The following is a 19986-nucleotide window of genomic DNA, read 5'->3' as shown; positions in this document are numbered from 1 at the left end:
CAAACATTCATTTTACACGAAAAGCGGGGGGCTTTTTTCCTTGTTAACGTGCTGCTGTAGCGCCAAAGCTGGTTACGTCCAGCTGCTCCTCACAGAACTCATACTCTTCCGCCACGTTGGAGCTCACCAGTACCAAGCGGCCGGCCACTGTAGCGCGCACATGTTCCTGATACCAGGCCACGCCAGCACGATCCAGATTGGTGGTGGGCTCGTCGAGAAGCAGGAGAGGAGCGGCGCTGTATAAAGCCAACCCTAGCTTGAGGCGCTGCTTCATACCCGAAGAAAAATCGCGCACAAGCTTATGACGAGACTTCTCCAGGTAGAGCAGCTCTATCAGTCCTTGCGTGCTAAGGCCCGGCCGAAGAGGCTTAAAACGGGTATGAAAAGCAAGCAGCTCACTCAGCGTCAGCTCCTCAATGAGCTCCAGATAGGGCGCGCAATAGGCCAGCTGGGTTGGTACATCTTCCACAGGTACAGGCTTGCCTTGCAAACTATAGGTAAGCGTGCCATCAGTAGGCAACAGCTGCCCGGAAAGAGTATTAAGTAGGGTGCTTTTGCCCGCGCCATTCGGCCCCAGAATGGCCGTGGCAGTACCAGGTCGGAAGGTGTGGGTCAGGTCCCGGAAAATCCAGTCGCGGTTAAAGCGCTTGCCCAGTCCAGTGGCCTGAATCTGCATAAACTAGTAGTCGGAACTGCCGTTGCTGCTCCGCGAATATCCTTTTATCACGCCCCGCCCGGAGTTACGCACGAAGTTCACCACTTCATCCCGCTCCGGTGAGGGTAATAGCTCCAGCTCTACTTTATCCAGGGCGTCGGCGTTATTGAGCTTGCTCAAAAACAGCAGGCGATAGATCTGCTGAATCTCGCTGATTTTCACATCGGAATAGCCCCGGCGGCGCAGACCAATTGAGTTGATACCGCTATACGTCAGGGGCTCGCGACCCGCCTTCACAAACGGCGGCACATCCTTGCGTACCAGAGAGCCACCCGAAATCATGGTGTGCGGTCCCACTTTCACAAACTGGTGCACCGCCGACATGCCACCTACAATGGCATAGTCGCCAATCTCTACGTGGCCGGCCAGCTGCACAGAGTTGGCTAGCACGCAGTTATCACCCACAATGCAGTCGTGCGCTACGTGTACATAAGCCATGAGCAGGCAATTGGCCCCCACCACCGTCCGCATCCGGTCTATAGTACCCCGGTTTACGGTTACGCACTCCCGAATCACGGTATTGTCGCCGATATGGGCCGTGGTTTTTTCGCCGGCAAACTTTAAATCCTGGGGCATCGCGGCAATAACAGCCCCCGGAAAAATCTTGCAGTTCTTGCCAATGCGGGCTCCCTGCATGATCGTTACATTGGGCCCAATCCAGGTGCCCTCGCCAATTTCTACGTCCTTATCAATAGTGGTAAACGGCTCTACCACTACGTTTTGCGCAATTTTAGCCTCCGGATGAATATAGGCGAGGGGTTGGTTCATTCTGATTCAATTAGTAATTAATAATTAGTAATTAAGAATTCACATTCATAATCAAGGAACCAAGGAAAGACACGCCGCACAACGCACAAAATGCCCCCCAGTCATTAATTACTAATTCTTAATTATTAATTAAAAAATCAGGCGTCTTTGCGGACGATGGCGGCGCTCATTTCGGCCTCCATTACCACTTTGCCATTCACAAAAGCCTTGCCGCTCATTTTGGCAATACCTCGCTTCACGGGAGCAAGGAGCTGGCATTTGAAGATGATAGTGTCACCGGGAACTACCCGCTTTCGGAAGCGACAATTCTCAATTCCCAGGAAGTAAGTCCAATAGTTCTCGGGGTCTTTCACGGTGTTCAATACCAGAATGCCGCCCGTCTGGGCCATGGCTTCAATCTGAATGACGCCGGGCATAACGGGGTTGCCGGGGAAGTGGCCCTGGAAAAACTGCTCATTCATCGTCACGTTTTTCACGCTTGTCACGGTAGTCGTGTCGAGGTGAATGATCTTGTCGATAAGCAGAAATGGGTAGCGGTGCGGCAGGGTGGCCGATATCTGATTGATATCCATTACCGGCTCACGGCCAGGATCATAGGTGGGAACCGGCGACGAATCCACCTCCATCATCTTTTTCTTGATCTTTTTGGCAAACGCCACATTGGCCGCGTGGCCCGGCCGCGCCGCCAGAATCTGACCTTTCAGCGGACGACCAACGAGGGCCAGATCTCCTACTAAGTCCAGCAGTTTATGGCGAGCGGGCTCGTTTTTGTAGCGCAGGTCTACATTATTTAGAATACCTTCTTTCTTAACCGCCACTTTGGGCTTGCCCAGCATTTCGGCCAAATCGTGCAACTCTTCCTCACTTACCACGCGGTCAACAACTACAATAGCGTTGCTGAGGTCGCCTCCTTTGATGAGGTTTTGCTTGTACAGCGCTTCCAGCTCGTGCAAAAAGCAGAAGGTACGCGAGGAGGCTATTTCGGTCGCGAAATGGGTAATATCGGTGAGAGTGGCGTGTTGGGAGCCGAGTACGGGGGAATTATAATCCACCATCACCGTCACGCGGTAGTCGTGCAGAGGCAGCACAGCCAGCTCTACGTGGCGGCCGTGGTCTACGTACCGAATGCTCTCCGGAATCTCGAAGTAGTTGCGCAAGGCATTTTGCTCCTCCAGGCCAGCTTCCTGCAAGGGTTTGATGAACTCATACGAGGAGCCATCCATGATGGGCGGCTCGGGGCCATCCAACTGAATTAGCACATTATCAATCTGCAGACCCACCAGCGCGGCCAGCGTGTGCTCCACGGTATTAACGCGGGCACCATTCTGCTCGATGGTAGTGCCGCGGGAAAGGTCCACTACGTTGTCAACGTCGGCATCTACAATGGGCTTGCCGGGCAAATCGATGCGCTGAAACTTATAGCCGTGGTCGACCGGTGCTGGGCAAAAGGTCATGGTGGCCTGTACGCCCGTGTGCAGGCCAATGCCGCTCACAGTAACCGGCGACTTGATAGTGTGTTGCTTGTCGTTCATCTTTCAGAAGTGAGAAGTGAGAAGCGAGCGGTGAGACAAAGAAAAGTGTAAAGCACCACTGCTTTTCTTTTCTCGCTTCTCACTTCTCGTATCTCACTTCTAAGGAAGGGCAAAGCTAAAGCTTTTCTGTTGCGCTTTTACTGCCTTCTAATGCGTCGAGGCGGCGCGCAAGGTCGGGCAGATGCCGGAAAATCGCGTTTGCCCGCAAACTATCGCGCAAGTTGAAAGCTGGGGAACCTTGCAGAAACTGGCCTTCCTCCTTTATCGATTTGCCCACGCCCGATTGCGCCGTGACCGTCGTGCGATTCGCCAGCGTCAGGTGGCCGGCCAGGCCGGCCTGGCCGGCCAACACGCAATAGTCGCCGATTTTGGTCGAGCCCGAAATACCCGTCTGAGCGGCCACTACGGTATGGCGGCCAATCTCCACATTGTGAGCAATTTGTACTAGGTTATCAATCTTGCTGCCTTCCCGGATGATGGTAGAGCCCATGGTAGCGCAGTCGATGGTGGTATTGGCGCCAATGCTGACATTGTCTTCCAGCACTACATTGCCGATTTGCGGAATGGCCCGGTAAGAGCCGTCGGGCTGGGGGGCAAATCCGAAGCCATCAGAGCCTATTACGGCGCCCGCGTGCACGGTGCAGCGCGCTCCGATAACGGTATCGGCATAAATTCGGGCCCCGGCGTAAATGATGCTGCCGTCGCCGATCTGGCACCGGTCGCCGATGGTAGCATGGGGAAAAATGAGCACGTCGCGGCCGATGGTGCAGCCTTCACCTATATACGAAAAAGCCCCCCGGAAGTGCCCTTCTCCAATAGTGGAGTTAGCCCCCAGAAAGGCGGGCTCCTCTACGCCGCGCCGACCCGTGCGCGTGGTCTGCTGATAAAACTCCAGCAAGCGGCTGAAGCACAAATACGGGTCATCGACGCGGATCAGGGCTGCCGCTACCGGTTGCCGCAGCGCCTGCTTCTTACTAATGATAATGGCGGAAGCACTTGTTGTATATAAGTGGGGCTCGTACTTGGCATTAGCCAGAAACGCCAAAGAGCCAGCCTGCGCTTCCTCAATCTTTGCCAGCCTGTCGATGCGCATTGACGCGTCGCCCTCGACAGTTCCACTCAGTACTTCGGCTATTTGGCCTACAGTAAATTCCATCGGGCAAAAGTAAATAAAATCAATTGGTGAATAGTCGTGATTAGCTCCAGGACAAAGTAGCTGTTGAATAACTGCACGCCTATTTGTACTGCTCCGAAGCTAGTGCCACCCTCACTGCGCTATTTCCTTCGGGTAGCAGATATAATGCTTCTCAACCCGTTGGCCCAGGGCGCGAATATTCGGCAAATCAGATGCTTCGGCCACATTTACCACCCGTCCCGACTTGGTTAAAACATCAATCGTATCCTTGCCGTCGGCGTCGTAGGCATTATTACTGATGCGGCCAGCAAGCATGAGCAGGCTGGCCTCGCTGGGGGGCAAATTGAAGTGTTCGGCAATCAACTCGACTACGCCTGCTTTCATTTCTTCCTCAAACGGTTCAGTCTGCAGGATTATTTTGAACAGGCGCCGGTCGAGCAGGCTGCGCGACATATAGCTCAGTACGCGGTCGGGGTGAGAGGCCCACATCTTTACCGCGCCCCAGATATCATGATCATCGAGCTGCACAAAGCGTTGCAGTATCGTATCGTCTTTCTCGAAGTCCAGTATCGTAACGGCGCTGGCCAGGAAGAAATGCAGGTCGGCACTGGCTGGCACATCGTGCCCGGTGCGTACCAGGTCGCGGGCCCGCTGCACAATCCGGATAATCATCTGCTCGGCGCTGGTCACCGTTTTGTGCAGATACACCTGCCAGTACATCAGCCGCCGACTTACCAGGAAATTCTCAACCGAGTAGATGGCCTTTTCTTCCAAAGCAAGGCGCTCATCTACTACGGTCAACATTTTGATAAGACGGTCAGCGCCCGGCCGGCCTTCTTGCACGCCGGTATAAAAGGAGTCGCGGTTGAGGTAGTCGAGCCGGTCCATATCCAGCTGGCTGCTCACCAGCTGATGAAAAAACGGCCGCGCGTAGCTCCCCTGAAAAATAGCAATGGCCTTATCCAAGGCGCCATTATGCTCGGCATTGAGGCGCTGCATCAGATAGAGCGACAACTGCTCGTGCGGCACCTCATCAAAAATAGCCGTTTCCAGCGCGTGGGAGAGGGGGCCGTGGCCCACATCGTGCAGCAGAATAGCCGCCAGCGCTGCCTGCCCTTCCGCCGCCGAAATCTGCACCCCCTTGTCTTTAAGGGTGCGCAGCGCCATGCTCATCAAATGCATAGCGCCCAGCGCATGATGAAAGCGCGTATGCAACGCCCCCGGATACACGAAGCCAGTGAGTCCTAATTGTTGAATGCGCCGCAGCCGTTGAAAATACGGGTGCTCTATTAAATCAAACAGGAGCTCGGTGGGCACTGTTACAAAGCCGTATACCGGGTCGTTGAATATCTTTTTCTTGTTCATTGGCAGTTACATTAAGCTCAAGCTTAATGAGTGGGAGCAGTCATTCGTAAAAGCGCTATCCGAGGTGCGCATAGTGGTAAGTGTTGAAAAAAGCCCCCCAGAACCCTGCGCAACGACCCGCGAACTACAACTTTGTGATACGGCTCGCGCAACCAGCCGGGGAACCAGAACGATCTTGTTATGCCTTACTTAACGGATGAGTTACTTACAAAAAATAGAGAAGTCTGAATTTTTCGGATCAAAATCTACTGATTGGCAGTAAAGCTACTGACGAAACTTTAGTTGCAGCGCGTTAGTGACTGCGGAGCTTTATGCTCCGGGCATACTCGCACTACTGCTTACCTGCCACTCTTATTCAAGCAACGTACCTCTAAACACCCTTATGCAACGATACAACATCCTTTGGGCCGACGACGAAATTGACCTGCTCAAGCCCCATATTCTCTTTCTCAAAGACCGCGGCTACGACGTTACGCCCGTTAACAGCGGCGCTGATGCCATTGAGCAAATAGCTGAGCAGAGCTTCGACATTGTGTTTCTCGACGAAAATATGCCCGGCCTCACTGGTTTAGAAACCCTTTCTGAAATCAAAGCGGCGCGCCCCACGGTGCCCGTTATTATGATTACCAAGAGTGAAGAAGAGCATATCATGGAAGAGGCTATCGGCTCCAAAATCGCCGATTATCTCATTAAGCCAGTCAACCCCAACCAGATTCTGCTCTCTGTAAAGAAAGTGCTGGATAACAAGCGCTTAGTAAGTGAGCGCACCAACACCGGCTACCAGCGCGATTTCCGCCAGCTCGGCATGCAGCTCGGCGACCGTCTCTCGCCCCAGGAGTGGGCCGACGTGTACAAAAAACTGGTGTACTGGGAGTTGGAGATCGACGAGACGGAAGGCAAGAGCATGGCCGATGTGTTCAATATGCAGAAGGACGAGGCCAACACCTACTTCTCCAAGTTCATTATGGAGAACTACGAAGAATGGGTGAATAAGGAAGTAGACGATGCGCCGCTTATGTCGCATGAGCTGTTTCAGAAGCGTGTGTTCCCGCTACTTAAAGAGACCGGTGACACGCCCGTTTACTTCGTACTCATTGACAACCTGCGCTACGATCAGTGGAAGATTCTGGAGCCCATTATTGCCGAAATGTTCACCGTGGACACGGAGGAGATGTACTACAGCATCCTGCCGACCACAACGGCCTATGCCCGGAATGCTATCTTCTCAGGCATGATGCCTGGTGAAATTCAGAAAAAGTATCCCAACCTGTGGGTGACCGACGACGACGATGAAGGCAAGAACCTGAATGAGGCCGAGTTTCTGGAAATCATGTTCCAGAAGGCTAACCAGAAGCAGAAGTTCAGCTACAACAAGGTGACGAATCTTCAGGCCGGCAAAGACTTGCTGAGCAAGATGAGCAACCTGCACAACAATCATAAGCTCAATGTCATCGTCTACAACTTTGTAGATATGCTCTCTCATGCCCGCACCGATATGGCCATGATTCGGGAGCTAGCCGGCGACGAGTCGGCTTACCGCTCGCTCACCCGGTCCTGGTTTCTGCATTCGCCCTTATACGAAATGCTCCAGCAGATAGCCGACAAGAAAGGCAAGCTCATCATCACCACCGACCACGGCACCATCCGCGTAAAGCGCCCCTTCAAAATTGTAGGCGACCGTAACACGAACACTAACCTGCGCTACAAGCACGGCAAAAACCTAGGCTTCACCGAGAAGGACGTATACGTAGTGCGCAAGCCGGAGCGCATTTTCCTGCCCCGCGAAAACGTGAGCACTGCCTACGTATTCACGTTAGGCGATTATTTTTTCGCCTACCCGAATAACTATAACTACTACGTAAATTACTACAAGGATACATTCCAGCACGGTGGTATATCGCTGGAGGAAATCATTATTCCTTTTGTAACGCTTAGCTCGAAAGGAGCTTAATTGCTTTAACCATAAAAAAAGCCAGACTATTATAGTCTGGCTTTTTTTATGGTTATGAAATGGTTTTAATTTAATATACACGCTATAGTCTAATCGTTAAGTTCATACAGAATGATGTGCTGATAGTACATAGTATAACGAGAAACTTTTCTCCCAAACCTACCTATTTCTTGTTCTACTGCTAACGGCGCAACGTATCCATTTCTGCTATACCAAGTAGGCTGGCCCAAATATTCCCCTATATCTGAGTCGTTGTTAGTATTATATATATACCAAAGTCTTTTCTTTCCTTTAAATTTTGCAAAGTCCGGCGAAAGATTGCGGAGGTAATCTTCTGGGCTAGTAGATATACTTTTTACATAACTACCCTTAATAGCGGTGTACTTTAATCCATATGCTTCTTTATAGTAGTCGTAGGCGTGGCGCATATTCCAGAAAACGTAAACAGCGTCGCCCTCTTTAAAATTTTCATTGATATGCATAATTCCTTCTCGCTCAGTTGAGTTAGAAAGCCTAAGAAGTGTATCTGGGTAGAAAAAATGGCGAGCCGAATTAGCCAAGGCGGGGCTTATTAATATGCATACAAGTAATAATGACGCTCGGTATTTCAATGAGAATAACTTCATTGATTTTTCTGCACCAAAAGCAATAAACAAGATTATTAACGGAGCTAAAAAAAGAATAAACCTATCGAAAATAGGGTAAAGCTTGAGTGCTGATGCAAGGAAGGTAATAAGGATAGGGAGAAAGAGTATAAAGAAGCTTATTCTAGCTGATCGAAATAACATAATCATTCCGAATACGAGAAAGATACCTGTTAGCCATCCTAGCTTAAGAAGGAATTTAACACTGAAGCTAGCTATATTATTATTAAGATGTAACAGTACACCAAGTGGGTGGTAAAGAACATTATATGGCTTTTTAAGAAACCACAGAGCCTGATCATAATTGGTTATATGTAGGGGCATAAAGGCATCGTAGGCTTTATCGAAGAAATCGATGAGCCAACCCGATTGGTGGTATTTGCCTAGGAAAAGCACATACAGTAAACCAAAGCTGAACAGCCAGAGGGAAAAGGGAATGAGATAAGTAAAGAACCGTTTCCAGTTGCGCTCAAAAATTGCCTTAAGGCTAAGAGCCGTGCCTATACCAGCCAGCACGAAGATGAGCGAGAACGAGAGCCACAATAAAAGCCCCCCAGCAAGGCCCCAGAGCAGTAGCGGATGCAAGCGAGTAGCATTGTGGTATCTGGTATATAGCAATAAGCCCAGAACTGTCGCTAAGAGCTCGGCGCTGTACTGCTTTGCTTCGACAGAATGATAAATCGTAGCCCATGATAAGGATAGCAAACCAACAGCAAGGACAACGCCCCACTCTTTTAAGTAAAAGCGAGCAACGGGAATAAAAGCGAACAGCGCACTAATACCGCATATCAGAGAAAAAAGCCGAAGCGCTTTTTCGCCTTTGCCGAAAAGCAGAACGCATAGCTTAACAGACCAGAGATAGACGATTGGTGCCTTTTGCTCATAAGCTAAGGGCTGAGTGGCTAACTCCCAGAAGTTAAGCTTGATTAAACTAATATTTAAGTAAAGCTCATCAATGAATAGAGACCGGTTATAAAAGAAATGAAATAGACGAAAGCCAATCCCGACGGCCAAGATTAAATACAACGCAAGGTGCTTGTAGTGAGCAGCCGTATAGCGGCGAGCCAGCGCAGATTTACGCACCCCTGAAGCAGGCGCGGCCAATGTGATAGGTGACATTAGACAAGACTAATAATTCAGCGAAGAAGACCTACCGGTTATTAAGATTATAATGATCCTGTAAAAGCTGATGTAGCCAGGGAATATCTACAAACATCAGAACCGTTAATAAAATACAGAATAATACAACATAGAGCATAAACCACTTGCGGGTATAAAGCTTTTCGGAACCCTGAACAGGCGAGTCATTTAGAAGGCCGATGCGTAGGTGCCAGGAAAATAAAAGCGCAAAGAAGGGAAAGCTAACAAGCAATTCGACTCTGTTTTTTACCAAAAAAATGCCTAGAAAAAATGCTGACGTAAGCGCATAAAAGAACATAGAAATCAGCAGGCTATGCTCAGTATAGTATTTAAATGATTTGCGGTAAAGGCCTGCTAATTCAGGGTTGTCGATGAGGCGATATTCGGCGAAGCGCTTGGTGGACATCAGGTATGCTCCACCCATCCAGTAAGCAACGATAATGCTGGAAGAAGGAAGAGCGTTAAAAAATGAAAAGGGATTCAAGTCATGCAGCGATAGCGCAGGAGCAACAATAAACCAACCAAGCACGAACCGAATGGGGTTGTTTACCGATTCAGATAAAACATCCAAATAAACTCGCTCTTTTGTGCGGATAGGGCGAACATTATACATGATGCCCATGAAAAGCAGGAACGCCGACACCACCATGAATGGAATCGAAATGAGGTATCCGAGGCTCAATCCCACAACGGCCAGCAGCAGCCATTCTAAGTATACAATTAGTGGATTGACTACTTTAACTACCGATGTTCTGGCCTTTTTTATTGGGTGGAACTTATCAAATTCAGCGTCAAGATATTCGTTGATAACGTAATTGGCCGAGGCAATAAGGCATGTGCTTATCAAGCCTATTATTACTTTATAAACTAGGCCTAAAGTGATCTGGGGGGCAAATACTATTAACGCAAAAAGTATTCCCGGCACCATGAAGATATTCTTCACCCAGTTATCAGGACGGGCTATGGTAATGTAATCTCTTATTCCAGCAGGAACTGCGCCTCTGCTTTCTGCAGTGGTATGCTCTGATGAAATAGTTAATGTGTTATTCATAAAGGTTGTTGCTTAGGCAGTAATAGGGGCGGTGAGAGTTTGTTCGAGCTGTTGATAAAAATCGAATGAATGGAAGGGCTTCTTATCCAAGATGAGATACGGCATGCCGGCTCTTATGGCACATTCCCCATCCATCTCTTGCCTATCGCCAATAAACAGGCATTGTTGAGGTTGTACTTGTAGCTTATCAGCAACGTAAAGCAGGCCAGCAGGGTCTGGTTTGAGCCGGTCTATCTCCGAATCGGTGGAGCTAACAATAAGGTCTGCTTCGAGACTCATTGCCAGCATCTTATCGTGTGCTTTATAATCGGAATAGATAGCAACCTTGATGCCTTTTCTTTTCAGTTCAGCAAAAAAGCTATGCGTACCAGGATATATACACTGTGCTAGGTATGGATTGGGAAAGGTGAATATCCATTGCTCGACTACTCGCCTGACCCTAGATGGAGAATAGCCTCCTTTCTCCGCACACCAGTCGTATTGTGCTTTATCCAAATTACCCCCGGTATATCCGGCATGCTTCTCGCGCTCAGCCCTGAATCGCTGCAGAATCATCAGATCTCTGGCTTTCCAGGGTCTCAGGGCATAATGTCGTAATAAGGCATACAGCATCTTTGTCCGAAGGCGTGACTGAGCATATAGAGTGCCATCTACATCGAAAATAACCAATTTGATAGCATCCCAATTAATCCTATTGTAACCACTCATATCAATACAATTCAAATATTTCATTCAAACATACTACGGTTCGAGTATATAATCTAAATAAATAACTATATTTTATGACTATTTCTGTATCCCAGAGTTATGATTATTCTGCATGATGTATAACTTTGTTAATAAAAATTTGGAGTGATTCTGGTACGCTCTTTAGAATCAGAAGGTTCTATAACGCCGTTTAGCCGATTAATAGCGTACAAATAGTAACGGCACTAGCCGGAATGAGAGTTAACCTCATTCCGGCTAGTGCCGCTAGTCTAAGAGTTATCGATTTGGCCTTCTGGTAAGTAGCGCTACTGAGCTCGTCGCTTTTCGTCTTCGGCTCCACTTTGGCGCCTGCGAATTGGAGCTAGCTTATCGTTGCCAAAGCGGTAGGTAAAGGAGAGCGTAGCAACCCGCGTATCCTGCCGATTAAAGAAAGTATCCTCAAAGTTGGCGTATGCATACGTAGAGCGGACATTGCTTGTATAAAGAATATCGGTTGCGTTCAGCTTCACCGACGCTTTATTAGCCCATAGCTGCTTTTGCAGGCCGATGGCTATCTGTCCGCGGGCCCGCAGGCGCTCATACCCATAGCGCTCAGGCGCCAGATACGTGCCACTTAGGTCGGCTTTCCACCCGTTACTGAATGTGAACGTGTTATTGCTGCTTACATTCACCGTGGCCCAGGTGCTGGGGGGCATTGTTTCGGCTACTTTCCCCTCAAAATGATTGTAGTATAGTAAGAGGTTGTTGTATACGCTCCACCATTTGGTTGGCTCCAGCGGAACCGTTAAAGTCAAGGCATAATACTGTAAAGTACGAAGGTTAATATCCCGGTTCACGACAAAGAAGCCGCCTTCGGATGCTGGTTGAACTACATTGATAATAGGTAGATCGGTGATGCTATAAGTTAGCGCCGCGCTGTACTTTTCTTTGAAAGTGTGAGTTAGCTCAATATTATAACTGGTTTCGGGCCGTAAATAGGGGTTGCCGGTGCGGTAGGAGGTGGCATCTACATAGGACCGAAACGGGTTGAGTTGATTGTAGGTGGGCCGGTTGATCCGGCGGCTGAGCGAGAGGCTTAGATCGTGCTTATCCGATAGCTTGCGCTGTACGCTGGCACTAGGGAAGAGCTGGAAATAGTTGCGGTCGAAGCCTTCGTTGCCAATTGCCTGCTGGCCCTCCACATTCGTTTGCTCACCTCGCAATCCAGCCGAAATAGTAAGCTTTGGCAGAGTGCGCGTCAGGGTTACGTAGGCCGCATTAATGTTCTCTTTATAGCGAAATTGGTTGCTGAAATTAAGGTTGGGCGTGCGTACTCCATCTATAATATCCTCGAATACCAGATCATTGTCGGACTCAATAAGTGTTGCTTTGAGGCCAGCTTCCAGCCGCGTAGCCTGGCGCAAATTGCGCGTATAGTCAGCCTTTACTGACTGAATGGTCAGGTGACCCTCCTGATCTCCATCCAGTATTACTGCCGATCGGCCGGGCTCGCTGAAGAAGGTCGTTAGCTCCTGATCAGCGTAGCGGTTAAAGCGGTCGTAGTCAATATCTACTGAGAGCGAAGGCGCTCCGCTGGAATCGGCGAATGAATGCCTGAAATTCAGGTTGCTCGTGATGCTTGGATTGTAGGGCCGCCGATTAATGGTGGAGCGGTAGGCGGGAAGTGACTGACCCTGAGCGTCAAACAACAGCGTCCGGTTGGTGGCAAAACCTGGAAAGCGGCTATCCAAGCCGCCTACTACAACTCCTATGACTGTCCGTTTGGTAATGGAATAATCGAGGCCGCCCCGCCAGGTATGCGACTGTAAATGGCTGCGGCCGTTATTGCGTTGGATGCTGCTGCTTTGAAGTACTCCTGCGTCGTAAAAGAAACGGTCAAACGTAAGTTTTTGGAAGTTTTCCCGATCAGTGTAAGCATAAGATCCGAAGGCATTGATCTTCTTTTGCCGATGGTTCAGGGTCAGACCCGTCGTGAATTTGCCGTACTGACCGCGGCCGTAAGCGGCATTAGCAGTACCGTTGGTGCCCTGCCGCTGATCTTTCTTCAGATTGATGGCAATAATACCGGCTCCACCTTGCGCATCGTACTTGGCAGGAGGGTTGGTAATGAGCTCGATACTGCTGAGCTGTTCGGCGGGCAACGCACGCAGATAGTCCGATAGCTCGGAGCCGGTCATGGGCTGGCGCTTGCCGTCAATCAACACTAACAGGCCCTGGCGGCCGCGCAGCGCCAAATTATCATTGCTGCCCACGGTTATGCCCGGTGCGCGCGTCAGCACATCCAGTGAAGTATTGCCTGATGCGAGCGTGGAGCCCTCCACATTCACTATTGTACGGTCGGCTAAGTGCTCATACAGAGGCTTTTGCTTTACGACAGTTACTTCCTTAAGCTGGGTAGCTGCGCTGGCTTGCAGGGCGATGTTGGCTAAATTTTGCCCCCCAGCGGTCAACTCGAAAGCCGGGCTCCAGTAAGGGGCGAAGCCAACCTGAGTGACGGAAACTAAAAAAGCCCCCCCCGCCAATTGTTCCAGCCGAAAGGCCCCCTGGACATCGCTGAATTCTGTTTTGACCGCCAATGAATCGGTAGCGCGGTGCAGGGTTACGTTGGCGAATTGTATGGGTACGCCTCCAACTGCGGTTTGCACCCGACCCGTAACGCTACTCAGACTAGGCTGGGTTTGGGCAAGGGCTGATTGCGAGGTCAGCAGAAGCAGTATCAGCAAATAACCTAGTCGGCCCATGGCCGAAGTAGGTAAAGCACTTTGCATAAAGACTATATAAGGGGGAGCGGAGCTAAATTGTTGGTTGACATAGATGTGGACAAAAGCGTAGGTCGAAAGATCATCAGGAGCAGGCGCTGTTGCGACGCCGCGGTGGAGAAGATGACGGGTCCTTACGCTGCCGGTTAAAACATGGGTAGCGCAAGGGTAGGAGTGGCGTAAGCAGAACAATAATCGGTTGCCTGTTACGCTTTCGCAAGCTCAACAGGCAACCAAAAATCTTGTCAATCTAAGGATTTGCAGAAGGATTTTAGAATCGGAGAAATAGTATGGTTGCTGAAAAGCGAATCTGTGCCTCCCAAACCGCTCTGTAATGACTATTTTAATCCTGTAAGTGCCGCCCGCAGTCGTGGCAATGCTGCCTCAATCGACTCCAGCGAAGCCCCACCTACCGAGAGGCGAAACCATGGCGAGGTGTCGGCGGTGCCAAAGGCGCTGAAGGGCACCAACGCTAAGCCAGCCTCGGCAATCAGATAAGAAGTCAGGTCGCGGGTGGTGGCCAATAGTTGACCGGACGGCGTGGTTTTTCCGAGCACATCGAGCCGCGCGGTCAGATAAATGGCCCCCGCCGGTGCAATGGCATCAACCGGATAGCCCGCATCTTTCAATTCCTGCAGTCCATTATACAACGTGTCGAGGCTGCGCTGAATTTTCTGCTTAAACGTTGCCGTGTAGGTGTCAACGGCTGTCGTGTTGGGCAAATAATGCGCGGTGGCTACCTGCTCAGCCTTCGGAGCCCACGCGCCCACGTGGCCCAGAATAGACTTCATTTTGTCGATTACGCCGCTTGGGCCAAAGGCATATCCTACCCGCACACCCGTGGCCGCCAGGCACTTAGAGATGCCATCAATATAAATCACGTAGTCGCGCAGCTCGGGTCGCAGATTTACGGGGTCGAAGTGCTGAGCGGTGCCGAAGGTGAGCATCCAATAAATCTGATCATACAGAATATATAGCGGCTTTTCGCTGGGCCCCCGGCGCTGGTTTTCGGCTATTACCAGGTCGCAGATAGCTTCCAGATCGGCGCGGGCAAAAACGGTTCCGGTTGGGTTGAGTGGCGAGCAAAGCGCCAAAAGCGTGGCACCGGGCAGGTGGGGGGCAATTTCGGCGGCCGTGGGCATAAAGTCGTGGGCCGGACTGGTTTCCACCATTACCGCTTCCGCGCTGGCTAAGTGGCAGTAGTGGTTATTATTCCATGATGGCACCGGAAACACCACTTTATCGCCGGGGTCGAGCAGCGCCAGATAGGTAGCGTAGATGAGCGGGCGGGAGCCGCCTGCCACCAGCACATCGGCCGGGGAGTAGGTGAGGCCCAGTCGCTGATGCACAAAATCGGCGGCGGCCGTGCGCAGGTCGGCTACGCCATTGGCCGGCGGGTAGTTGGTCTGGCCGGCTGCATACGCGTCGGTTATAGCATCGCGCAGTTCTTCGGGAATAGGAAAAATAGCGGGGTCGAAGTCGCCGATGGTCAGGTTGCAGATAGCTGCTCCCTTCTTGATCATCTCGCTTACCTCGTTGCCGATTTTTATGATTTCAGAGCCGATCAAGCTACCGGCCATCTTGGATACAGTCATGGGGGGCTTTTTTTTGCTTAAAGATAACAGCCGCTTGGTAGCCGGAAAGGTAAGCGTAGTCACGGAGCGCGTTGCGGTCAGCTTCCGAAAATAGCGCGGTAGCTAACCGTTGGCCCACAGGAATTGTTGAACTTGCGCCCGTTTCAGTCTGCTGGCCCGCGTCAGTGCTTGGTCTCACGTCTGCCTGTTGTATGCCCGATCCGCTTACCCTTTCGCCTCAGCCAGCCCAGCAAGTGCCGGCGCGCCGGGAGTATCTGCCGCCGTTGCTCACCATTCTATTGCTGGCGTTGGGCCTGCGGGTGCTGGCGGCTTTTTTCTCCAAGGGTTACGCTTTTCACGACGACCACTTCGACGTCATCAGCATCGCCCAAGATTGGGTGTACGGCCTCACCACCTGGCTGCATCAGCCTTTGCCGCCACGCCACAGCATGACCTATACAGGGCTGCACTACGGTCTTTTTTGGCTCCTCGACACAGTCGGCTTCACCAACCCCGACGCCAAAATGACCCTTGTACGCCTGCTGCACGGAGTTTATTCCTTGCTCACGGTGTATCTGGGCTACAAAATCACCGAGGAGCTGGCCGGCGAAACGTACGCCCGCCGGGCTGCGCTGCTGCTGGCGGTACTGTGGTTTATGCCGTTCATGAGCGTGCGCAATCTGGTTGAGATGGTGTGCATTCCGCCGTATCTGGGGGGCTTTTATGTGCTGGTGCGGTACCGCGACCGGCTTCAGGCACGCCATTTTCTACTGGCCGGCGCTTTGTTTGGGGTCTCGTTTCTGTTTCGCTACCACACGGCTTTATTTCTGATGGGCGCCGGCGCGGTGCTCTTATTTCGGCAGCAGTGGAAAGCTATTGCGTGGCTTGCGCTTGGCTTCATCGGCGTGGTTGGGCTGGTTCAAGGGACCATCGATGGAATTCTATTTGACTACCCGATGGATTCGCTGGTGGCTTATTTCCTTTTCAATTCGAAAGGCGCCTTCCAGTATAGCACTGGGCCTGTATACCGCTTTGCGCTCACGGTTCTGGGGTTTTTGGTGCCACCAATTAGCGCCTTTCTGGTGTTTGGCTACGCTCGCACCCGACGCTTGGCGCCGCTGCTTTTCTGGGGCGGCGTCATGTTTTTTGTCGCTCACTCCTTATTTCCCAACAAGCAGGAACGGTTTATTCTGCCTCTCTTCCCGTTGCTCATTATTCTGGGCGTGATAGGGTGGGAGCGGTACGTGGCCGGCGCTGCCTTCTGGCACCGACACCCACGATTGCTGGCGAATAGCTGGCGGTTATTTTGGGTCCTGAATGGAATTGTGACGCTGGCTTTAGCGCTAACCTACTCCAAAAAGAGCCGTGTTGAGCCTATGGTTTATTTGTCACAAAAGACTGATTTGCGCGGCATAGTGCTAGATTTTGGCCCCCACGGCACCAAAATGCCCCCCATATTTTATCTGGGACGAATGGGGGCTGAGGCTAGCGCCTTCATTCCCGATTCAAGTGGCGTGTGGCGTCGTTACCAGCAGCAGCGCCGCCTGCCCACCAACTTCGTGATGACCTACGCTCTCAACGACAAAACGCCGTTGCGGCGGCTGATTAGCGAGATGAATTACACACAGCGCCGGCCAACCTACCTGTTGCTGGTGGGCAACAAAGAAATTGACCGTCGCCTCGACCGTCTGCGCTTGTTGTTTCCGCACCTAAAACTAGAGCAGACTATCACGCCCTCGCCTTACGACCAGGTGCTGCATGCCCTCAACCCGCGCGTACACAAAGACGAGCACGTGCGGATTTATCAGATTCTGAAGTAGCGTACCAACGCCCTGCACTATGGCAATTCCTGAAACCGAAATAGCCGTTCCATCGCTCGCCGACTTGCCTGCCGCCGCCACGCAGCTCCGGGCGGCCCTCAGCGACCACAATATCATCTTGTTTGAGGGCGAAATGGGCGCGGGCAAAACCACGCTGATCAAGGCACTATGCGAAAACCTGGGCGTGCCGGCCTCCGAAGTCAGCAGCCCTACTTTTTCCTTGGTAAATGAATACCGCGATGCCCGCAACCAGCCCGTCTACCATTTCGATTTTTACCGCCTCGATAATTCGGCCGAAGCTTTAGCAATGGGTGCGCTTGAGTACTTCGATTCTGGCTATCTTTGCCTGATAGAATGGCCAAGCCGAGTATCCGACCTTTTGCCCTCGCGCCATCTACTCGTCACGCTCACGGTCACCGGCGAAGAAGCACGCGTTCTTCAGTTGAAAACGATGGGTTAAAAAGCAGAATTGAAGTAGAAACAAGCCTGTTTTTAAGTCAATTCTATTCTGTAAGCACACTTTAATTCATCGTCTTTAGGTCAACATTTTTACTTGCCATAATGCAGGAAGCAGTACCCCCGGGATTCGAGTCGCTGGCTACGAGCCGTGCCTATTTCACGCAGGAATCGATGCTGGCGGTGGAAACGCGCCGCCGTAAGCTGTTTATCGGGTTGCCCCGCGAATCGTCTCTACAGGAAAATCGTCTGGGTTTGACCCCCGAGGCCGTGAAGCACCTCATCAACGAAGGCCACGAAATCGTGCTGGAAAGCGGGGCCGGCGAGCCCAGCAAATACTCCGACCACGAGTTTTCGGAGGCGGGCGCTACCATCGCCTACTCGCAGAAGGAAGTGTACGAGGCCGACATCATCCTGAAAGTTGCCCCGCCCACCACCGACGAGATCAACCTGATGCGGGCGGGCCAAACCCTGATTTCGGCCCTGCAATTTGGCTCGCTCACCGGCGACTACATTGCTTCGCTCACCCGCAAAAAGATCAATGCCATTGCGTTTGAGCTAATCAAAGACCCCTCGGGCGCCCGGCCCGTAGTGCGCGCCATGAGCGAAATTGCGGGTTCTACGGTCATGCTTATCGCGGCTGAGTACCTCGCCCGCTCCAACGAAGGCAAGGGAATTATTCTGGGGGGCATTACGGGCGTGCCGCCTTCGCAGGTGGTCATTCTGGGAGCTGGCACCGTGGCTGAGTATGCCGCCCGCGCCGCCACTGGCCTGGGAGCGGAAGTAAAAGTGTTTGACAACCATATCTATAAGCTGCGCCGCCTGAAGCAAAACCTCGGTACCCAGTTGTATACCAGCACCTTGGATACCTATGTGCTGAATCAGCAAATCCGCCGCGCCGATGTGGTAATTGGGGCTCTGAACGTAGAAGAGGGCCGGATTCCATTTATGGTGCCCGAAAGCGTGGTGGCTACGATGGCGCCTGGTTCCGTTATTATCGACGTAAGCATCGACCAGGGCGGCTGCTTCGAGACCTCCGAGATGACCAGCCACAGCAAGCCCGTGTTCCGCAAGTACGACGTAGTGCATTATTGCGTGCCTAACGTGGCCTCCCGCGTGCCGCGCACCGCCACGGGCGCGCTAAGCAACATCTTCACGCCTATTCTTCAGGAAATCAGCCAGCATGGCGGCGTAAATGAAGTGTTGTTCGCCAATGAGCATTTCCGGGCGGGCGTCTACATCTATAAGGGCTCCCTGACGAATTCTGCCATTGCGAAGAAATTCAATATGCGCTATAAGGAATTGGGGCTAATGATTGCCGTGCGGAATTGACCACTCACAGTACTAAATTTTCTATCTTAAAAAGGCCATTTCTAACACGAAACGGCCTTTTTTGTGGCTGCATCTGTCGCATGCTTTTTAACGGAAATTAGCCTCCTTAAAAGTAGATGCAGCAAGTGTAAGCTTGCTCACATAAAACCGGATTGATCATCGCTAAACAGTCTCTTCCTATGGTATCCACTGACGCAAAACTCATTGCCCACCCGGTACTCGAATTCACCTCAGCCCAGGTAACCGATGCCATGAACCGCTCCTTTGAGGAATACATGGTGCCAATGGTATTCACGCCGGCCACCTTTGAGCGGCGTTTCCGGGGTGAGCATCTCGACGCCGAAGCCAGCAAACTCTGGTTTCGCGGGGAAGAGCTGATCGGAGTGGTATTTATTGCTCGGCGGGGCTGGACGAGCCGGGTGGCGGCAATGGGTGTGGTGCGGGAAGAGCGTGGCAAACAGTATGGCCATCAGATGCTGCAAGCGGCCATAGATGAGGCCATGGCGCGCCGCGACCGATCCATGCTGCTGGAGGTATTTGTAGCTAATGAGCGAGCCCGAAGGCTCTACGAACGGCTGGGCTTCCGCAATGAGCGCGAGCTGTTTCATTTCCGGCTTGTACCCACTCCAAAAAGCCCCCAGACAAGAGCCGGGAACTACAGGAGATAAACCCAGCCGAAGTAGCCCGACTGGTGATGCTGGAAGGCGCCGAACATCTCGTGGATGTACGCGCCCGAGACGCTGATGGGAGCCGCTGCGCCTTCTCGGGCTTTTCAGCTCGATGAAAAGGCCTATGTTATGCTGCGCCAGGATGCAGACCGCACGTTACTGCAGGCGGTGCTGGTGCGGCCCGAGCATCGGCGGCAGGGGCGAGGCCGTGAGCTACTGCACACCGTAGAAGCAGCTTTTCCGAAAAAACCGCTCGTGATTTCTATGCTGCCTACCGGGCCGCTGTATTCGTTTTTGCAGGCGATGCAGTGGGAACCCATGCCCTTGCCTTTGTTTGAGATGGTCCGGCCATTGTAGGCACCGGTTTC

16 protein-coding genes are annotated in these 19986 nt (G+C 51.7%); 6 read left to right on the top strand and 10 right to left on the bottom strand.

The window, feature by feature from the left end; all coding sequences use genetic code 11:
• Positions 1-43: 43 nt before the first annotated feature.
• The 5 genes from IEW06_RS08780 to IEW06_RS08760 form a co-directional block, all read right to left on the bottom strand.
• The gene (locus IEW06_RS08780; RefSeq protein WP_187732199.1) at positions 44-676 is read right to left on the bottom strand and encodes an ABC transporter ATP-binding protein; all 633 of its coding nucleotides are present in this window, start codon (positions 674-676) and stop codon (positions 44-46) included.
• Between the two features lie 3 nt (positions 677-679).
• Positions 680-1483 carry an acyl-ACP--UDP-N-acetylglucosamine O-acyltransferase gene (lpxA, locus tag IEW06_RS08775; protein WP_187732198.1) on the bottom strand — a complete coding sequence of 268 codons (804 nt, stop codon included), beginning with the start codon at positions 1481-1483 and terminating at the stop codon, positions 680-682.
• Between the two features lie 137 nt (positions 1484-1620).
• Positions 1621-3015, bottom strand: a complete 1395-nt coding sequence (locus IEW06_RS08770) for a bifunctional UDP-3-O-[3-hydroxymyristoyl] N-acetylglucosamine deacetylase/3-hydroxyacyl-ACP dehydratase (RefSeq protein ID WP_187732197.1) — start codon at positions 3013-3015, stop codon at positions 1621-1623.
• A gap of 115 nt (positions 3016-3130) precedes the next feature.
• Positions 3131-4171 carry a UDP-3-O-(3-hydroxymyristoyl)glucosamine N-acyltransferase gene (gene lpxD, locus IEW06_RS08765; protein ID WP_188548091.1) on the bottom strand — a complete coding sequence of 347 codons (1041 nt, stop codon included), beginning with the start codon at positions 4169-4171 and terminating at the stop codon, positions 3131-3133.
• Between the two features lie 111 nt (positions 4172-4282).
• Positions 4283-5515 (bottom strand): HD domain-containing protein, encoded by a 1233-nt coding sequence (locus IEW06_RS08760; protein ID WP_188548089.1) that lies wholly within the window; start codon positions 5513-5515, stop codon positions 4283-4285.
• A 382-nt stretch (positions 5516-5897) separates the two neighbouring features.
• On the opposite strand from IEW06_RS08760, the gene porX reads away from it, so the two are divergent.
• Entirely contained in the window at positions 5898-7466 is a 1569-nt protein-coding gene (gene porX / locus IEW06_RS08755) for a T9SS response regulator signal transducer PorX (RefSeq protein ID WP_187732196.1), read from the top strand.
• An 89-nt stretch (positions 7467-7555) separates the two neighbouring features.
• Here the strand turns inward: porX and IEW06_RS08750 are convergent, their stop codons facing one another.
• The 5 genes from IEW06_RS08750 to IEW06_RS08730 form a co-directional block, all read right to left on the bottom strand.
• Positions 7556-9229, bottom strand: a complete 1674-nt coding sequence (locus IEW06_RS08750) for a glycosyltransferase family 39 protein (RefSeq protein ID WP_188548086.1) — start codon at positions 9227-9229, stop codon at positions 7556-7558.
• Between the two features lie 31 nt (positions 9230-9260).
• Positions 9261-10301, bottom strand: coding sequence for a UbiA prenyltransferase family protein (locus tag IEW06_RS08745; protein ID WP_188548084.1), 1041 nt, complete (start codon positions 10299-10301; stop codon positions 9261-9263).
• A gap of 12 nt (positions 10302-10313) precedes the next feature.
• Positions 10314-11009, bottom strand: a complete 696-nt coding sequence (locus tag IEW06_RS08740) for an HAD family hydrolase (protein ID WP_187732193.1) — start codon at positions 11007-11009, stop codon at positions 10314-10316.
• Between the two features lie 305 nt (positions 11010-11314).
• The gene (locus IEW06_RS08735) at positions 11315-13777 is read right to left on the bottom strand and encodes a TonB-dependent receptor domain-containing protein (RefSeq protein ID WP_188548079.1); all 2463 of its coding nucleotides are present in this window, start codon (positions 13775-13777) and stop codon (positions 11315-11317) included.
• 329 nt (positions 13778-14106) lie between these two features.
• Entirely contained in the window at positions 14107-15363 is a 1257-nt protein-coding gene (locus IEW06_RS08730) for a pyridoxal phosphate-dependent aminotransferase (RefSeq protein WP_188548077.1), read from the bottom strand.
• A 191-nt stretch (positions 15364-15554) separates the two neighbouring features.
• Here IEW06_RS08730 and IEW06_RS08725 point away from each other — a divergent pair, with 191 nt between their 5' ends.
• From IEW06_RS08725 to IEW06_RS08705, 5 genes are all read left to right on the top strand, one after another.
• A complete protein-coding gene (locus tag IEW06_RS08725) occupies positions 15555-17162 on the top strand; it encodes an ArnT family glycosyltransferase (RefSeq protein WP_188548075.1) in 1608 nt (535 codons plus the stop codon).
• A 19-nt stretch (positions 17163-17181) separates the two neighbouring features.
• Positions 17182-17622 (top strand): tRNA (adenosine(37)-N6)-threonylcarbamoyltransferase complex ATPase subunit type 1 TsaE, encoded by a 441-nt coding sequence (tsaE, locus tag IEW06_RS08720; protein WP_187732188.1) that lies wholly within the window; start codon positions 17182-17184, stop codon positions 17620-17622.
• Positions 17623-17723: 101 nt separating this feature from the next.
• Complete coding sequence (locus tag IEW06_RS08715; RefSeq protein ID WP_188548073.1) at positions 17724-18950, top strand: alanine dehydrogenase; 1227 nt, start codon at positions 17724-17726, stop codon at positions 18948-18950.
• A 179-nt stretch (positions 18951-19129) separates the two neighbouring features.
• Positions 19130-19618, top strand: a complete 489-nt coding sequence (locus IEW06_RS08710) for a GNAT family N-acetyltransferase (RefSeq protein ID WP_187732187.1) — start codon at positions 19130-19132, stop codon at positions 19616-19618.
• Positions 19619-19672: 54 nt separating this feature from the next.
• Positions 19673-19975: a GNAT family N-acetyltransferase gene (locus IEW06_RS08705; protein WP_187732186.1), complete on the top strand. Its 303-nt coding sequence runs from the start codon at positions 19673-19675 to the stop codon at positions 19973-19975.
• Positions 19976-19986: the final 11 nt, after the last annotated feature.

It is taken from the genome of Hymenobacter qilianensis (genome assembly GCF_014638675.1).
Taxonomy (GTDB): domain Bacteria; phylum Bacteroidota; class Bacteroidia; order Cytophagales; family Hymenobacteraceae; genus Hymenobacter; species Hymenobacter qilianensis.
The sequence above is the reverse complement of the archived record's forward strand: the minus strand, read 5'-3'. Positions and strand labels throughout refer to the sequence as shown.

Bases quoted from the DNA above. Each gene is read 5' to 3' on its own strand.
- lpxD (WP_188548091.1), bottom strand. From the start codon at position 4,171: ATGGAATTTACTGTAGGCCAAATAGCCGAAGTACTGAGTGGAACTGTC.
- IEW06_RS08750 (WP_188548086.1), bottom strand. From the start codon at position 9,229: ATGTCACCTATCACATTGGCCGCGCCTGCTTCAGGGGTGCGTAAATCT.
- IEW06_RS08730 (WP_188548077.1), bottom strand. From the start codon at position 15,363: ATGACTGTATCCAAGATGGCCGGTAGCTTGATCGGCTCTGAAATCATA.
- IEW06_RS08710 (WP_187732187.1), top strand. From the start codon at position 19,130: ATGGTATCCACTGACGCAAAACTCATTGCCCACCCGGTACTCGAATTC.
- IEW06_RS08725 (WP_188548075.1), top strand. From the start codon at position 15,555: ATGCCCGATCCGCTTACCCTTTCGCCTCAGCCAGCCCAGCAAGTGCCG.
- IEW06_RS08745 (WP_188548084.1), bottom strand. From the start codon at position 10,301: ATGAATAACACATTAACTATTTCATCAGAGCATACCACTGCAGAAAGC.
- porX (WP_187732196.1), top strand. From the start codon at position 5,898: ATGCAACGATACAACATCCTTTGGGCCGACGACGAAATTGACCTGCTC.
- IEW06_RS08705 (WP_187732186.1), top strand. From the start codon at position 19,673: ATGTACGCGCCCGAGACGCTGATGGGAGCCGCTGCGCCTTCTCGGGCT.
- tsaE (WP_187732188.1), top strand. From the start codon at position 17,182: ATGGCAATTCCTGAAACCGAAATAGCCGTTCCATCGCTCGCCGACTTG.
- IEW06_RS08780 (WP_187732199.1), bottom strand. From the start codon at position 676: ATGCAGATTCAGGCCACTGGACTGGGCAAGCGCTTTAACCGCGACTGG.
- IEW06_RS08735 (WP_188548079.1), bottom strand. From the start codon at position 13,777: ATGCAAAGTGCTTTACCTACTTCGGCCATGGGCCGACTAGGTTATTTG.
- IEW06_RS08715 (WP_188548073.1), top strand. From the start codon at position 17,724: ATGCAGGAAGCAGTACCCCCGGGATTCGAGTCGCTGGCTACGAGCCGT.
- lpxA (WP_187732198.1), bottom strand. From the start codon at position 1,483: ATGAACCAACCCCTCGCCTATATTCATCCGGAGGCTAAAATTGCGCAA.
- IEW06_RS08760 (WP_188548089.1), bottom strand. From the start codon at position 5,515: ATGAACAAGAAAAAGATATTCAACGACCCGGTATACGGCTTTGTAACA.
- IEW06_RS08770 (WP_187732197.1), bottom strand. From the start codon at position 3,015: ATGAACGACAAGCAACACACTATCAAGTCGCCGGTTACTGTGAGCGGC.
- IEW06_RS08740 (WP_187732193.1), bottom strand. From the start codon at position 11,009: ATGAGTGGTTACAATAGGATTAATTGGGATGCTATCAAATTGGTTATT.